This window comes from Jeongeupia chitinilytica (assembly GCF_014652315.1).
In the GTDB taxonomy this organism is placed as follows: Bacteria; Pseudomonadota; Gammaproteobacteria; order Burkholderiales; family Chitinibacteraceae; genus Jeongeupia; species Jeongeupia chitinilytica.
Genome location: NZ_BMYO01000006.1, coordinates 1 through 21,910 on the forward strand (window position 1 = coordinate 1; position 21,910 = coordinate 21,910).

Here is a 21,910-nt window from a genome sequence, read left to right on the forward strand (position 1 = left end):
GTCGGCGGAATCGGCGGCCGGCAAGTACCCGGTCGAAGCGGTCGAGGCGCTGGTGCGCACCTGCATCGAGGCAGAACGCTCGGGCGAATGCCGTGTCGACAGCGAAGTGCGCGGCTCGGTCCAGTTCGACCGCGTCGACCAGACCGTGGCCATGGCCGCGCTGTATGCCAGCCGCCACCTGTCGCTCAAGGCCATCGTCGCGCTGACGCACTCGGGCACGTCGGCCTTGTGGCTGTCGCGCTACATCAGCCATGCCCCGGTTTACGCCTGCACACTGGAGCTGGAGACCTACCGCAAGCTGGCGCTGTTCCGCCACGTCCAGCCGATGCTGCTGCCGGCCGCGGTCGGTCAGGACCGCGAAGCGCAACTGGAATATGCGCAGCTGGCCTTGCTCAAGGACGGCCTGGTCAGCGCCGGCGACCGGGTTGCACTGACCTTCGGCTCGCAACGTGGCGGCATCAACGGTGCCGACAGCCTGCGCATCATCGAAGTGAGCGGCAAATAGCACATTACGGGCGTGGACGGCGTTTGCTGTCCACGCTTGTATTTATTGGCCGGCACCGCCTAGGTTTATTGTGAGAACTGGGTACAGACACCCACCACCGGACGTCATAAACTGGTGGAATACTTACAATTAACCCGCGATCACGGTGCCCATGCCGCGCATTCCGCTCATCCGCCCCGCCTGTATTGCCCGCTGGCTGCTCACGCTGCTGTTGGGCGTCTGGCTGTCCACTGCCGCCGCAGCGCAGCCGAGCGTCGCGTTCTTCTACGGTGAGACGCCGCCGGTCGACGCACTGTCGACCTTCGACTGGGCCGTTGTCGAACCCGGCAATCTGCCAGCCGCACCGCAGACCGGTGCAACCCGCTGGTTCGCCTACCTGAGCCTCGGCGAGATTACCTCCGACCTGCCCTATGCCAAGGCCGTGCCGCCATCGTGGGTGCTCGGCAAGAACAAGGCCTGGGGTGGCCTGGTGATCGACCAGAGCCAGCCCGACTGGCCGGCCTTCGTCGTCGAGCGGATGGTCACGCCGCTCTGGAACAAGGGTTATCGCGGCCTCTTCCTCGATACGCTCGATTCGTGGCAACTGTTTGCCAAGTCGCCCGCCAGCCAGCAGGCGCAAACCGACGGCCTGACCCGCACGATCAAGGCGATCAAGGCGCGCTATCCGGACCTGCAGCTGATCGCCAACCGCGGCTTCGAAGTCATGCCGGCGGTCCATGAGGCGCTCGCTGCGGTGGCCTTCGAATCGCTCTACCAGGGCTGGGACGAAGGCCACAAACGCTACACCGACGTCAGTGAGGCCGACCGGAAATGGCTGCGGCAACAGCTCAGGCCCATCGTCGACGATTACAAGCTGCCGGTGATCGCGATCGACTACGTCGCACCCGGCAAGCGCACGCAGGCAAGGCGCGTCGCCGACCGCATCCGCCGTGACGGATTCATTCCGTGGGTGGCCGACCCGTATTTGAAGACACTGGGCGTCGGCCTGCGCGAAGTGCTGCCGCGCAAGGTCGTGCTGCTTTACGACGCGCAGCGCGCACCGACGCCGATGCAGTCCTATCTGCTGATGCTGATGACGCCGCTGAACTACCTTGGCCTGACGCCGGAATTTGTCGATGTCCGCGGTCCGCTGCCCGCCGGCTCGCTGGCCGGGCGTTATGCCGGCATCGTCAGCTGGCTCGACGGGGTCAGCCTGCCGCCGCAGACGCAAGCCTGGCTTGCCGGCGCCATCGACGACGGCGTGCCGTGGGCGAGTTTTGCCGGGCTCGGAGTCAACGTCGGCGGTGACTGGGCACGCCGACTGAATCTGAGCGACGACGGCAAGGCCGAAGGCGGCGCGCAGCAGATCAGCGTGCAATCGCCGCTCTACGGTTTCGAAACGGCCATCCGCCCGCAGCGAGACGGCTTCCGCGGCCTGAGTACACAGGCGGGCGAGCCGCTGCTGAGCCTGACCGACGCCAGCGGACGCCGCTTCGATGCAGCGGCAATCATGCCTTGGGGGGGATACGCACTCGATCCCTACCTGCGCACCGAAATGCCCGACCAGAGCAACCGCTGGCAGATCGATCCGGTTGCCTTTCTGCAGCGCGCACTGCAGCTGCCGGTCGCGCCGGTGCCCGATGTGACCACCGAAAACGGCCGGCGCATCTTCCTGATGCATCTCGACGGCGACGGCTTTGTATCGCGCGCCGAGCTGCCGGGGCGGCCGATGTCCGGCACGGTGATGCTCAACGAAGTGCTGAAAAAATACGGCCTGCCGGCGACGGTCTCGGTCATCGAAGGCGAAGTGGCGCCGACCGGGCTGTACCCGAAGGACGCACCGGCCGCCGAAGCAATCGCCCGCGAGATCTTCGCGCTGCCGAACGTCGAGATCGCCAGTCACTCGTACTCGCATCCGTTCCAGTGGGGCAAGGTCAACACCGACAACGCCGACGACTATCACCTCGAAATCCCCGGCTATACCATCGACCTGAAGCGCGAAGTCTTCGGTTCGATCGACTACATCAATCGTCGCCTCGCACCACCGGGCAAGCAGACCAGGGTTTTCCTGTGGACCGGCGATTGCGAACCGGCGCCCGACGCCGTGGCACTGACGCGCAAGGCCGGCGTACTGAACATGAACGGCGGCGATACGGTGATCACCCGCCGCCTGCCGTCGTTGACCGCGGTCGCCCCGATCGGCCTGCCCTATGGCGGCGAGCTGCAGATCTTTGCGCCGAACCAGAACGAGAACGTCTACACCAACAACTGGACCGGCCCGTTCTACGGTTACCGGCAGGCGATCGAAACTTTCGAACTGACCGACGGTGCGCGCCGCTACAAGCCGATCAACGTCTATCTGCACTTCTACGCGGCATCCAAACGCGCATCGCTCGACGCCGTGCATCAGGTCATCGGCTGGACCCTGAAACAGCCGACGACGACGCTGTTCGCCTCGCAGTACATCGAGCGTGCCCGGTCCTTCTTCAGCACGGCCATCGCCCGTGACGGCGACGGCTTCGCGATCCATGCCGGTGCGCTACGCACGGTGCGCATTCCGGCCACGCTCGGCTATCCGGACCTTGCCGCCAGCCGCAACGTCGCCGGTTTCAGCGAACACGGCACCGAGCGGTACGTCCACCTCGCCGACGGCGACGCCTACCTGGCCCTGCAAACCGCGACGCCCACCACGCCGTATCTCGCCGATGCCAGCGGCGTACTGTCGAAATGGCAGACTGCGCCGGGCCGGCTCAGCTTCGCGCTCGACTCGACCCGGCCGCTGACATTCGCCCTCGCCAACGCCACCCGCTGCAGCGTCCGTGCCGACAATGCGGTGCTGACGCCCCGCAAGGAAGCCGCTCTGCAACGCTATGCCTTGAACCGCCATGCCGCCCAGATCGACATCCGCTGCAGTTGAGCCACCGGCGCGCGCGCGCCTGGTCGCGCCCTGGGCCGTCGTCGTCCTGATCGGCGCCACGGCCGGCGGGCTGTACCTGCTGCATACCAACGACTCCACCCTGGGCCGGCTGGCCGAGCAGCACGGCAGCGATGCCGTGTCGGTCGACTATCTGCGCGCACTGCTGCAGACCCACCCGGAAGACGACCGCGTCCGCCGGGCGCTGCTGGGCGGCTATCTGCAGCAACAGCGCTACAGCGACGCCGAAGCGTTGCTGGCCACTTGGGACAATGGCGGCAACGCCGAACTGCAGCGCGAAAGCCGGCGCAAGCGCATCGAGATCGCCGAAGCCCGTGCCGCCGCACTGCCCCCCGGCCCGGCCCGCGATGCCAACCTTGCCGCGCTGCGCGAACGGCTCGAACGCTTTGCCGCCACGGCACAGGCGAGCGACATCGACTGGCTGCTCGCGCAGCTCCGGCAGTACGCGCCGGAGCGCCTGCCTGCGCTCTACCTGCAGCTTGCGATACAGCAGCCGGGTCAGGCGCCGCGCTGGTTGTCCGCCGCCGCCGATGCCGCGCTGGCCCGCAGCCAGTACCGCACGGCAGCAACGCACTACTTCGCCGCCCAGGCCGCCAGCCGTTCGCCGGACAACCGCAAACGCTTCTTCCTCGCCGGCGTCGCGACGCTGCAATCGGGCAATCTGCTCGACGAAGCCTTGGCCGCCGCCGATGCCCACGGTACCGCGCTGCTCGACGATCGCGAGGTGCTGCTGACGCTGACCCGGCTCGCCCGGGCCGCCGGCAACGGCCACGCCGCCGAACGCTATGCGCGCCGGCTGGTGCGCATGGCCTGGCTCGACGGTCAGGCCGGCATTGCCCTGACCGGCTTCGACGCGCGTCCCGCGTGGCGCGATGCCGCACCGCTGCGGGCCGCCGCGACACCGAACGCCCGCTTCGACGACGAATCGTTCCGGCTCGCGTATGACGTCTTCGTCGGCAACCGCAAGCTCGACGACGCCCTTGCTGTGGCGGCCGCCGCGCTCAAGGCCGTGCCCGACGACGACGACTGGCTCCGGCGCTACGCGCAGGCCGCCGAATGGTCGGGCCACCCGCAAGAGGCACTGACTGCCTGGCGCAAGCTGGCGCAGCACAGTGACGCGACCGAGGCCTGGCAGGCCATCCTGAGACTGGCGCCGGGCCTGCTCGACGACGAGGCGCTGCTGCTGGCAAAGGAACGCGAGGCGCGTCGCCGCACGCCGAGCGCCACCGAGCTCGACCAACTGACGTCGCTGTACGAACGGCTGGGCCGCCCCGAAGCCGGCATCCGATTCCTCGAAGCCCAGTTCCACGCCCGTCCCGACCCGGGTCTGCTCGAACGCGCGGCGCTGCTGCGCCAGCGCAGCGGTGACGACGCCGGCGCGATCGGCAACTACCAGACCCTGCTGGCCCGTTTCGGCCAGCGCGTCGACTGGGCCCGTGCGCTGGCCGCACTGCGCTACAGCCGTGGCGACCTTGACGGCGCCTACCGCGCTCTGGCCGACGCCCGCAGCGTTGCCCCCGACAGCGACGGCGCGTTCTGGCGCCTGCTCGGCGATCTGGCGTGGCAACTGCGGCACGACGATGTTGCGCGTGACGCTTACCAGCGCCTGCCGGACACGACGCAGTGGCAGGCCGTCGATGCCGGCCGGCTGATTGCGTTGCTGCCCGAAGCCGACACCACCGCGCGCCGGGCGGTGGCCGAGGCCGCATGGCGCCGCTTCAACGATCCGCGCTACCTGAACCAGGTGCTGGCAATCGACCTCGACCGCAACGACGGCAACGCGATCCGGCTGCGGCTCGATGCACTGACGCCGGCGCAGCGCACGATGCTGGCGCAGAACAGCGAATTCCTGATGCTGCGCGCCCGCTACCGGCAGCTCGACCACCAGCTTGCCGGCGCACGCGCCGACTACGCTGCAGCGCTGGCGCTGGACCCCGAACTTGCCGCGGCGCGCGTCGGCCTCGTCTGGTTGCTGATCCAGCAGGCCGACGCCCAGACGCTGTCCGGCCTGCTGCCGCAACTGGAAAAACCGGCCGACGACGATCCGGTGCTGGCCGAAGCGGTCGCGGCCGGCTGGCAATCGCTCGGCCAGATCCGGAAGGCGCTGGTCTGGCAGCGCCGGCTGCTGCCGCAGCGCAGTACCGACTATGTCTGGTTGCTGAACTATGCCGACCTGACCGAACAGGCCGGCAACGCCGATCAGGCATGGCGGATCCGCCGGCACGCGTGGCAGAACCGGCCGAAGCAGACCGACGGCAACATCGAAGCACTGCAGGCACAGCTGCGGCTGTCGCTGATGTTCGAACGGCTCGACGTCGCCGAACGCAAGCTGTTTGCCGCGCTGTCGGCACAAGCACCCGGCAGCAGCAGCAACAGCGCCGTCGATGAACTCGTCTACACCTGGCTCAGCGGGCGCGACGACGACACCGGTGCCCGCTACTGGTACTGGCGTCGCTACGCCAACAAGCTCGACGATCCGCACTACCTGAGCCGGATCAGCGCCGTGGTTCGCGGTGACGAGGCCGCGATCGCGCAGGCGCTGGAACGCGACGGCGTTGCGACCCAGCCGGCCGACGCCACACTGCTGGCCAAGGCGGCCGGACAGAAGCCGCTGGCGACCTCGCTCGCCCACGCCGCTGCCGACGGCGCCCCCGACAACGATGGCCTGCAGCTGGCGCTCGAAACCGAGCTGATCATGGACCGGCCGAACCGGGTCACCATCCAGGTCGACCGGCTGCTGCAGGACACGCTCAAAGGCACCCGCACCGTGGTCGGCGCCCGCATCGCGCTGACGCCGACGCTGCGGCTGACGATGCAGCTGGCCGATACGCCGTACACCTACTCGCCGACCGGCTACCGCCAGCACAACGGCCTGCTGGTGCTGACCCTGTCCGGGGTCGGCGCCGAGGACAATGCCGACGACGCGCGCTGGTCGGTTTCGCTGCTGCAGCGCCGCGCCTGGGACGACAACACCGGCGCGATGCTGCACTGGGCCGACCGGGTCGGCGGCATCGACTGGCTGATCGAGGCCGCGCTGCACGAGCCGACCGACGACACCGTCGGTCTGACACTGTTCGGCCGGCAGGACCGGCTGTCGTTCGGCGCCAGCTACCGGCTGCGCAGCAACCTGTCGGCACAGCTGCGCGCCAACCTCGCCCGTTACGCGCTGCAGGACGGAACCGTGCTGGGCGACAAGCAGGAGCTGCTGGCCAGCCTGAGCTGGCGCTTTGCCGGACTGCTTTCGGCCGAACTGATGTCGCAGACCATGTGGACCAGCGCCCGCGACGTGACCCTGCCGACACCGGACGGCTTCGCCCCCGGCCAGACGGTCAATGCCGCCGCGCTCCTCCCCGAACACTTCCAGCGCACCACCTTCGGGCTCGGTTACGACATCGACACCGCGACCCTGCCGCGCCGCAGCTGGAATCCCTACGGACTGGTGACCGTCGGCTACCAGACCCTGAGCGGCGTCGAGTACGGCGGGCTGTTCGGGGTTGGCGGCAGCCTGTTCGGCGGCGACCGGATGACGCTGTACGTACAGCGCAGCAACACCGACCGCGGCGACGCCAGTCTCGACCTGGGCATGTATTACCAATGGCTGTTCTGAACCCCGACGCAGCACGACGAAACAAACAATGACGAGGATCATCATGCAAAAACCCATCACCCCGCTGTTCGGCCGACTGGCCGCGTTGTGCCTGCTGCTCGCGCTGTCGGCGTGCGCCGTCGTCGACGTGTCGAAGAGCGCGCCGTTGCCGGCCAAGGCCCAGTGGGCACTGTTGCCCGTCATCAACCACACGGAAACGCCGCTGGCCGGTCTGCGTGCCGAATCCATCCTGCAGCCCTTGCTGCACCAGCGCGGCATCGCCGATCTGCGCCCGTATCCGACCAGCCTGTCGAAGGAAACGATGCTGGCGCCAGACGAGCGCGCCACGCTCGACGCCGCGCGCAACTGGGCCAAGGCCGAAGGGCTGCGCTATGCGATCGGCGGCAGCGTCGACGAATGGCGCTACAAGGTCGGCATCGACGGCGAGCCTGCGGTCGGACTGAGCCTGACGGTCTGGGACCTGCAGACCGGCCAGGTCGTCTGGAGCGGCGTCGGCGGCAAGAGCGGGTTCTCGCGCGAAAGCCTCGCCGCGGTCGCGCAGAAGCTGATGCGCGACATCGTCAACGGTCTGCCGCTGTCGGAGAACACGGGTGCTGAAACTCGCTAACTGGCAGGCCCATCTCGCCCAGGCCCGTCGGCCCGGGTGGCACTGGGCCGAAGCACTGGGCATGCCGGCACTCGGGCTGGCCACCGGATTCTGGCTATCGCCGGCCGATCCGTTCGGCGTCGGCGCGCCGTTTCCGTGGCAGTGGCTGGTTCCGCTGCTGGTCGCCCTGCGCTACGGCATGCTGCCCGGACTGGCAGCCGCCGGCGTGCTGCTGCTGGGCTGGCTGCTGCTGCTCCGCGGTCAGCCGGTCCCGCCGGCCTATTTCATCGGCGGCCTGATCATGACGATGATCGCCGGCGAGTACAGCGGCATCTGGCGGACCCGCGTGCGCCGGGTCGAGGAGCTCAACCGCTACATCGACGAGCGGCTGGACCGGCTGGCCCGCCAGCACCATCTGTTGCGGCTGTCGCATGAACGGCTCGAGCAGAACCTGATCAGCCGTCCGGTCACGCTGCGCGACGCGCTGGCCCGGCTGCGCGGACTGCTCGACGAACACACCGGCCAGGGCAGCCTGCCGGTCGGCCAGTCCTTCCTCGACTTCATGGCGCAGTTCTGCCAGCTCGAAGCCGCGGCGCTGTTCGAATGGCGCAACGGCGAGCTGGTCGAAGACCCGGTCGCACTGATCGGCAACGACGCCGACTACGATCGCGACGACGCGCTGCTGCGCTACGCCGTCAGCCACCGCACGCTGTGCCACGTGCAGACCGACGCGCTGCAGCATGCCGAAACCGGCCTGCTGGTCGCCGTACCGCTGCGCAACAGCATCGGTGCGCAGATCGGCGTGCTGGCGATCAAGCGCATGCCGTTCTTCGCGCTCAACGACGACACGCTGCAGATGATCTCGGTGCTGTCGGCCTACTATGCCGAACAGGTGTCGGTCCATGAACTCGCCGCCCCGCTGCTCGAGGCCCTGCCCGACTGTCCGGCCAGTTTCGCCTACGAGGTGTTCAACCTGCAGCGCGTCCAGCGCGAAAGCAGCCTGACCAGCACCATCGTCATCCAGTTCTTCCGCAACAATGCCCAGCAGCACGACATCTTCAACGCCGTGCTGCGCAGCCAGCGCGGTCTCGATCAGGTCTGGGCCATCGAGGACCATCCGACCCGCGCGCTGATCACGCTGATGCCGCTGTCGACGGTCAAGGTCGTCGACGGCTACCTCGCGCGCATCGAAAACCTCGTTCAGGAACGGTTCGGCAAAACGCCGGCACAGGCCGGCATCAGCCACCACAGCGTCTCGCTCGCCAAGCCGGACGCGTGGATCCAGCTGCAGGGCCTGCTGCGGGAAAACCGCAGCCTTGATCCGGCACCGAGGGTCGCGGCGTGAAGCGCATCGCCTGCCTGCTGCTGTGGTTGCTGCTGCCGGTCCTCAACCTGTGGCTGCTGATCGGCAGCATCCATGGCGCCGGCTTCACCGGGCTCACCCTGCTGATGCACGCCGGCATCGCCGCCGCCGAAATCCTGCTGGCCTGGTGGCTGATCCCAGCACTGCAGCGCCGGCCACGCCGGCTGACGCTGGCGCTGCTGCTCACCGCAGCCGCCTTCCTGCCCGGGCTGGGCGTACCGTGCTTCAGCCTGGCGGCCTGGCTGGGCGTGCGCAGCCGGCGACCGCAGGCCGAGCCCCCGTTCCGCGTCCTGCCGGCACCGGTCTTCACCACACGCAACCGCAGCACCATCAGCTACGGCATGGGCGGCGTGCGGATGCGGCTGGCCGATCCGGCCACGCATCCGGAAGCGCGACTGTCGGCCTTGCTGACGCTGAAATCGATGCCGACCCGCCACGCCAGCGAACTGCTGCGCGACTTGCTCGACGACCCCGAAGAAGACCTGCGCCTGCTTGCCTACGGCATGCTCGAGCACGAGGAAAAACGCCTCGACAGCCAGATCAACGCGGCGCTCGAGCGCTATCGCAACGGCGAGCTCAGTGCGGCACGCACGCTGGCCTTCCTCTACTGGGAACTGATCTACCACGATCTGGCGCAGGGCGACGTGCGCGCCTTCGCGCTGGGCGAGGTCGAGCGCTATCTCGCCGAGGCCCAGGAAATCCAGCCGCGCGAACCCGACCTGTGGATGCTGCGCGGCAAGTTCGCGCTCGGCAACCGGCAGCTCGCCGAAGCGCGCGAAGCTTTTGAAACCGCCAGCATTCTCGGCTATCCCCACGTGAAACTGATCCCCTACCTGGCCGAACTCGCCTTCGCCCGCCGCGACTTCGCCGCCATGCGCGCACTCTTCCCCAGCCTGAACCCACTGCACGTCAACGACACGCTGCAGCCGGTGGTCCGCTACTGGAGCCCGCGATGAGCGGCGGCCTGCCCAAGCTGCCTGTCGACGTCTGCCTGCTGCTCGAAGGCACGTTCCCGTACGTCAGCGGCGGCGTCTCGAGCTGGGTCAACCAGATCATCCGCGGCTTTCCGCAGCTGTCGTTCGGCATCGTCTTTCTCGGCAGCCGCCGCGACGACTACGGCGACATGAAGTACACGCTGCCCGACAACGTCGCCTGGCTCAGCTGCCATTACCTGCACGACATCCAGCACAAGGACACGCCGCGGGCGCGTCACGGCGACGAGGCCGAATTCGCGGCCATCGCCAAGGCCCACGCGCATTTCCGCACGCCGAACGACCTCGATACCTCACCCGAGGCGGTCGAGCGCATGCTCGAACGCCTGTTCAACGGGGTCATGGGTCGCCGCGATTTCCTCTTCAGCGAAGTCGCGTGGAACTTCATCTGCGAGCAGTACCGCCAGCATTCGACCGACCCGTCCTTCGTCGACTATTTCTGGACGGTGCGGGCGATGCATGCACCGGTCTGGCTGCTGGCCGAACTCGCCGCGAACCTGCCGCCGGCGCGGCTCTACCACACCGTCTCGACCGGTTACGCGGGTTTTCTCGGCGCGCTGCTCAAGCAGCGGACCGGCGCACACCTGCTGCTGTCCGAGCACGGCATCTATACCAAGGAACGCAAGATCGACCTGTATCAGAGCGACTGGATCCGCGACAACCGGAACGTGTTCGAACGCGAGGCCAGCCGCATCGGCTACTTCCGCGAACTGTGGATCCGCTTCTTCGAACAGCTCGGCCGGCAGTGCTACCACGCCGCCGACGACATCGTTGCGCTGTACGAGGCCAACCGGCAGCGGCAGATCCGCGACGGCGCCGACGCTGCGCGGACGCGCGCCGTGTCCAACGGCATCGATCTCGCGCGGCTGGCGCCGCTGCGCGCGCAGCGCGGGGACGGCATCCCGCCGGTGCTGTGCCTGATCGGCCGGGTCGTGCCGATCAAGGACATCAAGACCTTCATCCGCGCGATGCGTACCGTCGTCAACCGCCGGCCCGATGCCGAGGCCTGGATCGCCGGGCCCGAGGACGAATCGCCCGACTACGCCAACGAATGCCGCGAACTCGTCGTCAGCCTCGGCCTGACCGACAAGGTGCGCTTCCTCGGCTTCCAGCGCATCGACGCCTTGCTACCGAAGATCGGCGTCGTCGTGCTGAGTTCGATTTCCGAAGCCCTGCCGCTGGTGCTGCTCGAAGGCTATGCCGCCGGCGTACCGGCCGTGGCGACCGACGTCGGGTCCTGTCACCAGCTGGTCTACGGTCAGGGGCAGGACGACGAGGCACTCGGCGCGTCGGGGCGGATCGTCGGCGTGGCCGACCCGCGGGCGCTCGCCGATGCCGCGGTCGAACTGCTCGAGCCGGCACACTGGTATCCGGCCCAGGCCGCCGGTATCGCCCGGGTCGAGCGCTATTACACCCAGACGCGCATGTTCGACAGCTACCGCGAACTGTATGCACCCGCCCTGACCGGGGAGACCGCCTGATGGCCGGGATCGGCTTCGAACTGCGCAAACTCCTGCGTCGCGACAGTTACCTCGGCCAGCTGCAGGCCTACGCCTACGCCGGGCTGATCAGCGCCGGGCCGTGGATCCTGTCGATCATCGGCGTGCAGCTGATCGGCCTCCTGAGCTTGACGGTGGTCGTTCCCAAGGTCGCGATCGAGCAGTTCCAGGTGTCGGTGACATGGCTGCTGGCCAGCAGCCTGATCATGACCGGGCCGCTGCAGCTGGCGTTCACCCGCTACATTGCCGACCGGCTGTACCAGAAACTCGATCATCACGTGCTGCCGAACTTCGTCGGCGCACAGTTCGTCACGCTGGCCGTTTCGGGCCTGCTCGCGCTGGTGCTGTGCTTCACAGCCTTCGCCGGCGAACCGGTCGGCTACCGGGTGCTGATGTTCAACGGCTTCGTCCTGCTGTGCCTGATCTGGATCGCCGCGGTCTTCCTGTCGGGAATGAAGCGCTATCTGGCCATCGTGCTGCTGTTCGCACTGGGTTACGGCACGACCGTGGTCATCGCGCTGTGGTTGCGCCCCTGGGGGCTCGAAGGCCTGCTCGCCGGCTTCGTCGCCGGCCACGCACTGCTGGCTGGCGGCCTGTGGTTCCTCGTCTGGCAGCACTACCCGTCCGAGCGGCTGATCTCGCTGCAGTTTCTCCGCCGCGGCCGGATGTATCCGGCGCTGGTCCTCACCGGGCTGTTCTACAACCTCGGCATCTGGATCGACAAGTTCATCTTCTGGCTCGACCCGAGCACCAGCCAGGCGGTCATCGGCCCGCTGCGCGCATCGCCGATCTACGACTTTCCGATCTTCATCGCCTACCTGTCGATCATTCCGGGCATGGCGGTCTTCCTCGTGCGGATCGAGACGGACTTCGTCGATTACTACAACCGCTTTTTCGACGCCGTGCGCGAAGGCGGCTCGCTCGAGCAGCTGGAAACCTACCGCAACGAAATGGTGTTTTCGATCCGCCAGGGGCTGGCCGAAATCGCCAAGATCCAGGGGCTGGCGATGCTGGTAACCTACATGCTCGCCGGCGAGATCTTCGCCTGGCTCGGCCTGTCGCCGCTCTACCTGCCGCTGCTTTATGTCGACGTGTTTGCCGCCGGCTTGCAGGTTGCGCTGCTGGCGGTGCTGAACGTGTTCTTCTACCTCGATTCGCGCCGCATCGTGCTCGGGCTGACCGCATTGTTCGTCGTTGCCAACGGCCTGCTCAGCTGGCTGTCGATCCGCCTCGGCTCCAGCTGGTACGGCTACGGTTTTGCGCTGGCCCTGCTGCTGACGGTCACCACGGGTCTGCTTCTGCTCAACCGCAAGCTCGACCGGCTCGAGTACGAAACCTTCATGCTGCGGTAAACTCGGTTCACCGCATTCCCGCCGCCCGCAAGGCCGGCAGCAAGGATTCCGCATGAGCCAAACCATCCTGTTCGTCGAAGACGATCTCGAACTCGCCGGCCTGATCGGCGGCTTCCTGCGCTCGTTCGAGTTCGACGTCGACCACGTTGCCGACGGCAACGGCGTCGTCGAGCGCGTCCGCGCCAATCCGCCGGCGCTGGTGCTGCTCGACGTGATGCTGCCGGGCAAGGACGGCCTGACGATCTGTCGCGAGCTGCGCGAGTTCTACACCGGTCCGGTGGTGATCCTGACTTCGCTCAACAGCGACATGAACCAGATCCTCGGCTTCGAGATCGGTGCCTCGGACTACGTCGTCAAGACCACCCCGCCCGCCGTGCTGCTGGCGCGCATCCGCGCCCACCTGCGCAGCACGCCGGCCGCGCCGCTCACCGCTGCGCCTGCCGCCGCCGGCGAGCGCAGCACGCTGAATTTCGGCAAACTCACCGTCGACCTGCGCAACCGCACGGCCAACTACCAGGGCGAACCGCTGGGACTGTCGACCGGCGACTTCGACCTCTTATGGGAACTCGCCAGCCACGCCGGCGACATCCTGTCGCGCGACCACCTGCTGAAAAAGCTGCGTGGCATCGACTACGACGGCCTCGACCGCAGCATCGACGTGGCGATCTCGCGGCTGCGCAAGAAGCTCGACGACGATCCGCACGAGCCGCGCAAGATCAAGACGATCCGCCACAAGGGCTATCTCTTCGCCACCGACATCTGGTGGCAGGAGTAATGGTCGGCTTGCTGCGCCGGCACCGGGCTTTGCCGGGGGCTCCTCGCAATCCTCATGGGCATGCAGCCCATGCCGGTTGCTGCGGTGCAGCCTTCGCGCCAGCGACCGGTTCGCGGTGCCCGGCACGGTCCCGCGTCCCAGCCCGCTCCGGCGCTTCATCGCACGGCCGGCTGGCCCGGCCAAGGCAGCAGAGGCTGACCGCTCCCTGTGCAGCAGGCCTCCCGTTTTAGGAATCCGATGCGCAAGCTCTTCCTGCGGTTCTACCTGACCGTCGTCATCTGCTTCCTCGGTGCCGCACTGCTGGTCGGCTCGTTCTACAAGCACATGATCGAGCGCACCAACGAGCGCTATCTGACCGACATCTTCCAGTCGACGATCACGATCATCGAGGAGGAGCTCGGCGACCTGCCGCAGTCGTTGTGGCACGACGAAATCAGCCGCCTGCGCGGCAAGCTGCCGGTGCCGGTGCAGGTCGAGGCGCTCGACGCCTATGTGCTCAGCGCCGACAACCGCGTCGCGCTCGCCTCCGGCGACATCATCCTCGTCGCCGACGCCGGACTCTACCTGCACCGGATACCCAAGACCGACCTGATGGTCGTGCTCGGTCCGGTGTCCTACCTCGAGCGGCTCGACAACATTTCCTGGCCCGATATCGTCGCACTGGCGCTGATGTGTCTGGCACTCGGACTGCCGACGTGGCTGTGGCTGCGGCCGTTCTGGCGTGACCTGCTGGCGATGATCCGCCAGAGTCGCAAGGTCGGTACCGGCGATTTCAGCGTCCGCGTCTCGCTCGACGAAGCTTCGCCACTGGCGCCGCTCGGCGCGACGTTCAACCGGATGGCGCACGACGTCGAAGAGCTGTCCGCCAGCCGGCAGGCGATGATCGACGCCATTTCCCACGATTTGCGCACGCCGCTGGCGCGATTGCGCTACCGGCTCGAGGCGCTGAAGGCCGGCGCCGCAACGCCCGATGTCGCCGCCGGCATGGAGCGGGATCTCGACAGCATCGACGCGCTGATCGAGGAATGGCTGACCTTGCGCAGCCTGGAAGCCCGCAAGCTGACGATGGAGCTGCTGCCGCTGGAAATCCTGCCGTGGCTGTCGCGCCAGCTCGACGAACTCAGCGTGGCCGGCAACGCCATCCCGCTGACCAATGCCACACCGGTCAAGGCCCCGTGGCTCGCCGCCGACAGCTATTACCTGTCGCGCGCCCTCGGCAATCTCGTCAGCAACGCACGCCGTTACGGCGGCGGCCGCGTCGAGGTGACGCTGGCGTGGGCCGATGGTCAGGCACAGTTGATCGTCGACGACGACGGCCCCGGGATTCCCGAGGAAGCGCGGGCCCGGCTGGTCAAGGCGTTCGAGCGGCTCGAAGGCAGCCGCAATCGCGACAGCGGCGGCTTCGGCCTCGGCCTGGCCATTGTCGCGATGATCATGCGCGGCCACGGCGGCGACCTGCGGATCGACGACTCACCGCTCGGCGGCGCCCGCCTCGTGCTCTCCTGGCCCACCACCCTGCGCGACGCGGCCAAGCTCTGATCCCGCATCGGCATGCGTGCTGCGTACACGGCGTTACACGTCGCTACCAAGCGCGCATCGACCCTGTAAGCCAGTTTTTTGATAATCGCTTCCAACACAAGACGTGTTCTTCTTACTTGGAAACAGACATCATGAAAAAACTGCTCGCCGTTCTCGTCGCTGGTGTGTTCGCTACCGCTGCTGCTGCTGGCATCGCCGCTGAAGCTTCGCCGGCTTCCAGCGTCAAGGCTGTGAAGGTTGAAAAGCACGCACACAAGAAGGGCGCGTCGGCTGCTTCGGCTGCACAAAAGGCTCAAGCCAAGAAGGCTGCTTCGACCGCTTCGGCCGCACAAAAGGCTCAATCGAAGAAGGCTGCTTCGACCGCTTCGGCTGCACAAAAGGCTCAAGCCAAGAAGGCTGCTTCGACCGCTTCGGCTGCACAAAAGGCTCAAGCCAAGAAGGCTGCTTCGACCGCTTCGGCTGCACAAAAGGCTCAAGCCAAGAAGGCTGCTTCGACCGCTTCGGCTGCACAAAAGGCTCAAGCCAAGAAGGCTGCTTCGACCGCTTCGGCTGCACAAAAGGCTCAAGCCAAGAAGGCCGCTTCGACCGCTTCGGCTGCACAAAAGGCTCAAGCCAAGAAGGCCGCTTCGGCTGCTTCGGCTGCTGCTGCCAAGTAATCACTGGCTCGCTCAAGCACGAAAAAACGGGGACACTGTCCCCGTTTTTGCATTTCAGGATCGCCGATCTTGCATTACCTCATTTCCCTGTTCCTGCTCGCACTCAGCCTGACCGCTCACGCCGACCCGGCCAGCGAGCGCAAGGCGCTATTCTTCGGTCGCGACGACCGGGTCGCCATCACCGCACCTTATCCGGCACCGTATGCGGCCATCGGCCAACTGGAAACGCGCGCCGCCAGCACCTGTACCGCGACGCTGGTCGCGCCGGACCTCGCCGTGACCGCCGCACACTGCTTCCTGATGGACAAGGGCAAGATCGATCCCGGCCAGTGGTTCAAGGCCGGGTTCCACAAGGGCAAGTATCAGGCCCGCTATCGCGTCGTCGACCAGATCTTCCATCCCAAATTCCGCGCCGGCCTCGTGTACAAGGGCGACGACGTCTACATCGAACCGTCGGCCGCACGCTACGACATCGCCTGGATCAGGCTCGAGCGTGCCGACGGTGCCGCGCCCGCACCGATTCCGCTGTTCAAGGGCGACCGGCAGGCGCTGACCGCCGCGCTCAAGGACGCCGGTTATCGCGCCACGCAAGCCGGATTTGCCGAAGACCACGACGACATCCTGACCGCGCATCAGGGCTGCCTGATCAGCAAATTCCGCAGCAACAACACGCTGTACCATCGCTGCGACACGCTGTCGGGCGACTCGGGCTCGCCCCTGTTCATCAACACCGATGACGGACCGCAACTGATCGCGGTGCAGAGTTCGGCCCCGGACTGGTTCAACCGCAAGAAGGCCGACAACGTCGCGGTCACGGTCCTGCAACTGCCGGAACGGCCTTAAGGCGTTTTCGGTACAATCGGTTGAAACAGTGTTCAAGGCGCGCGGCGCCGTACCGCCGCCTTGCTGATCGGAGTCTGTCGCGATGGATATCAAGCAATACATGCAGGGCGTGGGCCGCGATGCCCGCGCCGCCAGCCGGGCCATGGCCAAGGCCAGTACCGGTGCCAAGAACGCCGCACTGAACGCGATCGCCGATGCCATCGTCCGCGATGCCGGCGCGCTGCTGGCCGCGAATGCGCAGGACATGGATCAGGCACGCGCCGACGGCCTGGATGCCGCCTTGCTCGACCGGCTGCAGCTGACCGACAAGACCATCGCGACCATGGCCGAAGGCCTGCGCCAGATCGCCGCCCTGCCCGATCCGATCGGCAATATGGGCGACTTCAAGTACCGGCCGAGCGGCATCCAGGTCGGCAAGATGCGCGTGCCGCTCGGCGTCATCGGCATCATCTACGAGGCCCGTCCGAACGTCACCGCCGACGCTGCCGGCCTGTGCATCAAGTCCGGCAATGCGACGATCCTGCGTGGCGGCCGCGAAGCGTTCCACTGCAACCAGGCGATCGCCAAGCTCGTCAAGGAAGGCCTGGAAGTGGCCGGCCTGCCGGCCGCGGCGGTGCAGATCGTCGAAACGCCGGACCGCTCCGCCGTGGGCGAACTGATCACGATGACCGAGTTCGTCGACGTGATCGTGCCGCGTGGCGGCAAGAGCCTGATCGCGCGGATCGCCGCCGATGCCCGCGTCCCGGTGATCAAGCACCTCGACGGCATCTGCCACGTCTACATCGACGACGAAGCCGATCCGGAAAAGGCCATCCGTATCGCCGACAACGCCAAGACCCACCGCTACGCACCCTGCAATACGATGGAAACGCTGCTGGTCAACGCCACCGTCGCCGAGCTGATCCTGCCGCCGCTGGCCGAAATCTACCGCGCCAAGGGCGTCGAGCTGCGCGGCTGCCCTGCCACGCGCGACATCCTGCCGGACGCGATTGCCGCCACCGAGGAAGACTGGCGCACCGAATACCTTGCACCGATCCTGTCGATCAAGGTCGTGGCCGATCTGGACGAAGCGATCGACCATATCAACACCTACGGCTCGCACCACACCGATGCGATCGTTACCGAGAACTACACCAAGTCGCGACGCTTCCTGCGTGAAGTCGACTCGGCTTCGGTGATGATCAATGCGTCGACGCGCTTTGCAGACGGCTTCGAATACGGACTCGGCGCCGAAATCGGCATCTCGACCGACAAGATCCACGCCCGCGGCCCGGTCGGCCTCGAAGGCCTGACCAGCGAGAAGTGGATCGTGTTCGGCGACGGCGAAATCCGCGTCTGAGCCCGCCGGCAACGCAGCGGCCCGCCTTGCAGCGGGCCGTTTGCATTGAAAGACATGATGAACACGCTCGGCATCTACGGCGGCAGTTTCGATCCGGTCCACAACGGTCACCTTGCATTCGCACGCTGCCTGCGCGACACCTTTGCGCTCCCCGAGGTCAGGCTGATCCCGACCGGGTTGCCGCCGCACCGTGCCGAACTGCGCGTCTCGCCGCAACAGCGGCTGGACTGGGTCCGGCTGGCGATTGCCGGCGAACCCGGTCTGGTCGCCGACGATCGCGAGGTGCAGCGCGACGGCTACAGCTATACGTTCGACACGCTGACCGGGCTGCAGGCCGAGCAGCCCGACACGCTGCTGGTCTGGCTGATCGGCGCCGACTCGCTCGCCAATCTGCCGCGCTGGCACCGCTGGCGCGAGCTGCTCGAACTCGGCCATCTGGTCGTCGCGGCCCGACCGGGCTTCGAATTTGACCGGTTATCCGGCGAAATCGGCCGTGAATATGCCAAACGGCTGGTAACTGCCACACCCGAATCGCTGGCTCGCGGTAAAATCAGCCGATTACCGAGCCCGCTGACGACGATCTCGTCGACCGAGCTGCGCGAAAGACTCGCGCGCGGCGACGATGTGTCCGCACTGACACCGATCGCCGACGAACTCGCCGCCAGCGGCCTCTACCGGACTACACCCTAGGAACAACATGAACGAACTCACCCAAGCGATGCGCGACGTGGCCGTTGCGGCGCTCGAAGACATCAAGGGCAAGGACATCCTCGCCCTCGATACCACCGAACTGACTGAACTGTTCGACTGCATGGTCGTCTGCTCGGGCGACTCGAACCGTCAGGTGCGCGCGCTGGCCAACAACGTGCGCGAAGAACTCAAGGCCAAGGGCTACGACATCGTCGGTACCGAAGGTGAAGAGAGCGGCGACTGGGTACTGGTCGACGCCGGCGAGCTGGTCGTGCACGTGATGCTGCCGGCAGTGCGCGACTACTACGATCTGGAACAGCTGTGGGGCGGCCAGAAGCCGACCTTCAACCCGCTCGGCAAGAACTGGAGTGCGGTCTGATTCCGTGCAGTGTCGCCCCCGAAAAGCCCGGCTCAGCCGGGCTTTTTGCTGCCCGCTGTCGGCGCAAGGGGATGGCGAACGCTTCCCATATCCTTATAACCAGGCAATCTTTCTGCGCTGGTTTTATTACGGTAGATTCGGCCTTATTCCGTATTGTCCCGGCCCGTTGCGGGCCCGCCGTGGAGCACCATGAACCTTGTAAGTGAAGCGAGGCTGACTCACCTCAAGCAACTCGAAGCCGAGTCGATCCACATCATCCGCGAAGTCGCGGCCGAGTTCGACAACCCGGTGATGCTGTACTCGATCGGCAAGGACAGCGCGGTGATGCTGCATCTCGCCAAGAAGGCGTTCGCGCCGGGCAAGCCGCCCTTCCCGCTGATGCACGTCGACACGACCTGGAAATTCCGCGACATGTACGCGCTGCGCGACAAGCAGAAGGCCGAGGGCTGGAACCTGATTACCCACGTGAACGAGGAAGGCGTGAAGGCGGGCATCAACCCGTTCACTGCCGGCAGTGCCAAGCACACCGACGTGATGAAGACCGAGGGTCTGAAGCAGGCACTGAACAAGTACGGCTTCGATGCCGCCTTCGGTGGCGCGCGTCGCGACGAGGAAAAAAGCCGCGCCAAAGAGCGCGTCTACAGCTTCCGCGACAAGAACCACCGCTGGGATCCGAAGAACCAGCGTCCCGAACTGTGGAACATCTACAACTCGCGGATCGACAAGGGCGAATCGATCCGCGTGTTCCCGATCTCGAACTGGACCGAACTCGACATCTGGCAATACATCTACCTCGAGAACATCGAGATCGTCCCGCTGTACTACTCGGCCGAACGCGAAGTCGTCGACTACAACGGCACGCTGGTGATGATCGACGACGAACGCATCCTGCAGTACCTGACGCCGGAACAGAAGGCAACGATCCGCAAGGAATGGGTGCGCTTCCGCACGCTGGGCTGTTACCCGCTGACCGGCGCCGTGGTCTCGAAGGCACAGACCCTGCCGGAAATCATCCAGGAAATGCTGCTGACCACCACGTCCGAGCGCCAGGGCCGCGCCATCGACCACGACAGTGCCGGGTCGATGGAAAAGAAGAAAATGGAAGGCTATTTCTGAGCGGAGCCGTGCCGATGTTTGTCATTCTGGTTGAATACTTGCGGCCGCTGGACGAGATCGACGCGCTGGTACCCGCGCACCGGGCCTTCCTCAAGACCCAGTACGATGCCGGCATCTTCCTGCTCTCCGGGCCGCAAGTCCCGCGGACCGGCGGGGTGATCCTGGCCCGCGGCCTGAGCCGTGAAGCGCTCGAAGCGCTGACGCGGCAGGACCCGTTCCACCTGGCCGGCGCCGCACGCTACCAGATCGTCGAATTCGCGCCCAACCTGTCCGCCGACGCCCTTTCCTTCCTGCGCGCCTGAGCCGCGGAATACCACCGGAAAACACCATGTCCCACCAATCCGACCTGATCGCCAGCGACATCCTCGCTTACCTGAAGCAGCACGAGAACAAGGATCTGCTGCGTTTCATCACCTGCGGCAACGTCGACGACGGCAAGTCGACGCTGATCGGCCGGCTGCTGCACGATTCGAAACTGATCTTCGAAGACCATCTGGCCGCGATCAAGAAAGACAGCCAGAAGTACAACACCACCGACGAAGAGATCGATCTGGCGCTGCTGGTCGACGGCCTGCAGGCCGAGCGCGAGCAGGGCATCACCATCGACGTCGCCTACCGCTACTTCAGCACCGAAAAGCGCAAGTTCATCATCGCCGACTGCCCGGGCCACGAGCAGTACACCCGCAACATGGCCACCGGCGCATCGACCAGCGACTTGGCGATCATCCTGATCGACGCCCGCTACGGCGTGCAGACGCAAACGCGGCGCCACAGCTTCATCGTCTCGCTCCTCGGCATCAAGCACGTCATCGTCGCGGTCAACAAGATGGATCTGGTCGACTTCTCCGAAGCGCGCTTCAACGAGATCAAGGCCGACTACCTGAAGTTCACCGAAGAACTGGCCATCGACGACATCCGCTTCGTGCCGATCTCGGCGCTCAAGGGTGACAACGTCGTCAACGCCTCGACCCGCGCACCGTGGTACGACGGCGCGACGCTGATGGGCCTGCTGGAAAGCGTCCAGGTCAGCAAGAACGCCAGGCTCGACGCGTTCCGCCTGCCGGTGCAGTACGTCAACCGTCCCAACCTCGACTTCCGCGGCTTCTGCGGCACCATCGCCGCCGGCCATGTCGTCCCGGGTGACGAAGTCGTCGCACTGCCGTCGGGCAAGAAGTCGAAGGTCAAGGCCATCGTCACCTTCGAGGGCGAGCAGCCCGCCGCCTTCGCCGGCCAGGCCATCACGCTGACGCTCGAAGACGAAATCGACGTCAGCCGCGGCGACCTGCTGGTGCGGGCACAGGATGCACAACCGCAAGTCGCCTCGGCGTTCAGTGCCCACATCGTATGGATGAACGAAGCGCCGCTGCTCGTCGGCAAGGAATACCAGTTCAAGCTCGCCGGCAAGAGCGTCTACGGCCGCGTCAGCCAGATTACCCACCGGATCGACGTCAACACGCTGGCGCAGACCGCCACCGACGCGCTGCAACTGAACGAAATCGCCCTCGTCACCCTCGAAACCAGCGCCCCGGTCGTCTTCGACCCCTACACCGCCTGCCGCGGCACCGGCTCGTTCATCGTCATCGACAGGCTGTCCAACGCGACGGCGGGAGCCGGGATGATTGTTGCAGCGGCCGAATCAAAGGGAATCAGCAGCGATGCGGATGAACTGGCGAGGCTTCGGGTGTTCGAGATGGAGCTGAATGCCTTGGTGCGGAAGCATTTTCCGCACTGGGGGACCGGCAGTATCTCTTGAAT

General features: G+C 66.2%; 18 protein-coding genes. All 18 read left to right on the forward strand.

What is annotated here, in order from left to right; translation table 11 throughout:
- Nucleotides 1–505, forward strand: a 505-nt coding sequence (locus tag IE097_RS11420) for a pyruvate kinase alpha/beta domain-containing protein (RefSeq protein WP_308429715.1), incomplete at its 5' end; no start/stop codon positions are given.
- 151 nt (nucleotides 506–656) lie between these two features.
- Nucleotides 657–3,401, forward strand: a complete 2,745-nt coding sequence (locus IE097_RS11425) for a bifunctional glycoside hydrolase/polysaccharide deacetylase family protein (RefSeq protein ID WP_189460858.1) — start codon at nucleotides 657–659, stop codon at nucleotides 3,399–3,401.
- Nucleotides 3,370–7,026, forward strand: a complete 3,657-nt coding sequence (locus IE097_RS11430; RefSeq protein WP_189460860.1) for a tetratricopeptide repeat protein — start codon at nucleotides 3,370–3,372, stop codon at nucleotides 7,024–7,026. The genes IE097_RS11425 and IE097_RS11430 overlap by 32 nt, the downstream gene beginning before the upstream one ends.
- A 43-nt stretch (nucleotides 7,027–7,069) precedes the next feature.
- Nucleotides 7,070–7,633, forward strand: coding sequence for a DUF4136 domain-containing protein (locus IE097_RS11435; RefSeq protein ID WP_189460862.1), 564 nt, complete (start codon nucleotides 7,070–7,072; stop codon nucleotides 7,631–7,633).
- A complete protein-coding gene (locus IE097_RS11440; protein ID WP_189460864.1) occupies nucleotides 7,617–8,957 on the forward strand; it encodes a PelD GGDEF domain-containing protein in 1,341 nt (446 codons plus the stop codon). Before IE097_RS11435 ends, IE097_RS11440 begins: the two co-directional genes overlap by 17 nt.
- Nucleotides 8,954–9,931 (forward strand): lipopolysaccharide N-acetylglucosaminyl transferase, encoded by a 978-nt coding sequence (locus IE097_RS11445; protein ID WP_189460866.1) that lies wholly within the window; start codon nucleotides 8,954–8,956, stop codon nucleotides 9,929–9,931. Before IE097_RS11440 ends, IE097_RS11445 begins: the two co-directional genes overlap by 4 nt.
- Nucleotides 9,928–11,448: a GT4 family glycosyltransferase PelF gene (gene pelF, locus IE097_RS11450; protein ID WP_189460868.1), complete on the forward strand. Its 1,521-nt coding sequence runs from the start codon at nucleotides 9,928–9,930 to the stop codon at nucleotides 11,446–11,448. The genes IE097_RS11445 and pelF overlap by 4 nt, the downstream gene beginning before the upstream one ends.
- The gene (gene pelG, locus IE097_RS11455; protein WP_189460870.1) at nucleotides 11,448–12,818 is read left to right on the forward strand and encodes an exopolysaccharide Pel transporter PelG; all 1,371 of its coding nucleotides are present in this window, start codon (nucleotides 11,448–11,450) and stop codon (nucleotides 12,816–12,818) included. The genes pelF and pelG overlap by 1 nt, the downstream gene beginning before the upstream one ends.
- A 52-nt stretch (nucleotides 12,819–12,870) precedes the next feature.
- A complete protein-coding gene (rstA, locus tag IE097_RS11460) occupies nucleotides 12,871–13,593 on the forward strand; it encodes a two-component system response regulator RstA (protein ID WP_189460872.1) in 723 nt (240 codons plus the stop codon).
- Between the two features lie 237 nt (nucleotides 13,594–13,830).
- The gene (locus tag IE097_RS11465; RefSeq protein WP_189460875.1) at nucleotides 13,831–15,132 is read left to right on the forward strand and encodes an ATP-binding protein; all 1,302 of its coding nucleotides are present in this window, start codon (nucleotides 13,831–13,833) and stop codon (nucleotides 15,130–15,132) included.
- Nucleotides 15,133–15,263: 131 nt separating this feature from the next.
- Nucleotides 15,264–15,788: a hypothetical protein gene (locus tag IE097_RS11470; protein ID WP_189460877.1), complete on the forward strand. Its 525-nt coding sequence runs from the start codon at nucleotides 15,264–15,266 to the stop codon at nucleotides 15,786–15,788.
- A 69-nt stretch (nucleotides 15,789–15,857) separates the two neighbouring features.
- Nucleotides 15,858–16,631, forward strand: coding sequence for a trypsin-like serine peptidase (locus tag IE097_RS11475; RefSeq protein ID WP_189460879.1), 774 nt, complete (start codon nucleotides 15,858–15,860; stop codon nucleotides 16,629–16,631).
- A gap of 82 nt (nucleotides 16,632–16,713) precedes the next feature.
- Nucleotides 16,714–17,970: a glutamate-5-semialdehyde dehydrogenase gene (locus IE097_RS11480; protein ID WP_189460881.1), complete on the forward strand. Its 1,257-nt coding sequence runs from the start codon at nucleotides 16,714–16,716 to the stop codon at nucleotides 17,968–17,970.
- A gap of 54 nt (nucleotides 17,971–18,024) precedes the next feature.
- Nucleotides 18,025–18,660, forward strand: coding sequence for a nicotinate-nucleotide adenylyltransferase (gene nadD / locus IE097_RS11485; protein ID WP_189460883.1), 636 nt, complete (start codon nucleotides 18,025–18,027; stop codon nucleotides 18,658–18,660).
- Between the two features lie 7 nt (nucleotides 18,661–18,667).
- Nucleotides 18,668–19,039 (forward strand): ribosome silencing factor, encoded by a 372-nt coding sequence (gene rsfS, locus IE097_RS11490; protein WP_189460885.1) that lies wholly within the window; start codon nucleotides 18,668–18,670, stop codon nucleotides 19,037–19,039.
- A 189-nt stretch (nucleotides 19,040–19,228) separates the two neighbouring features.
- The gene (cysD, locus tag IE097_RS11495; protein WP_189460886.1) at nucleotides 19,229–20,155 is read left to right on the forward strand and encodes a sulfate adenylyltransferase subunit CysD; all 927 of its coding nucleotides are present in this window, start codon (nucleotides 19,229–19,231) and stop codon (nucleotides 20,153–20,155) included.
- A gap of 14 nt (nucleotides 20,156–20,169) precedes the next feature.
- Nucleotides 20,170–20,457 carry a YciI family protein gene (locus IE097_RS11500; protein WP_189460888.1) on the forward strand — a complete coding sequence of 96 codons (288 nt, stop codon included), beginning with the start codon at nucleotides 20,170–20,172 and terminating at the stop codon, nucleotides 20,455–20,457.
- 26 nt (nucleotides 20,458–20,483) lie between these two features.
- Nucleotides 20,484–21,908, forward strand: coding sequence for a sulfate adenylyltransferase subunit CysN (gene cysN, locus IE097_RS11505; protein ID WP_189460891.1), 1,425 nt, complete (start codon nucleotides 20,484–20,486; stop codon nucleotides 21,906–21,908).
- Nucleotides 21,909–21,910 lie beyond the last annotated feature (2 nt).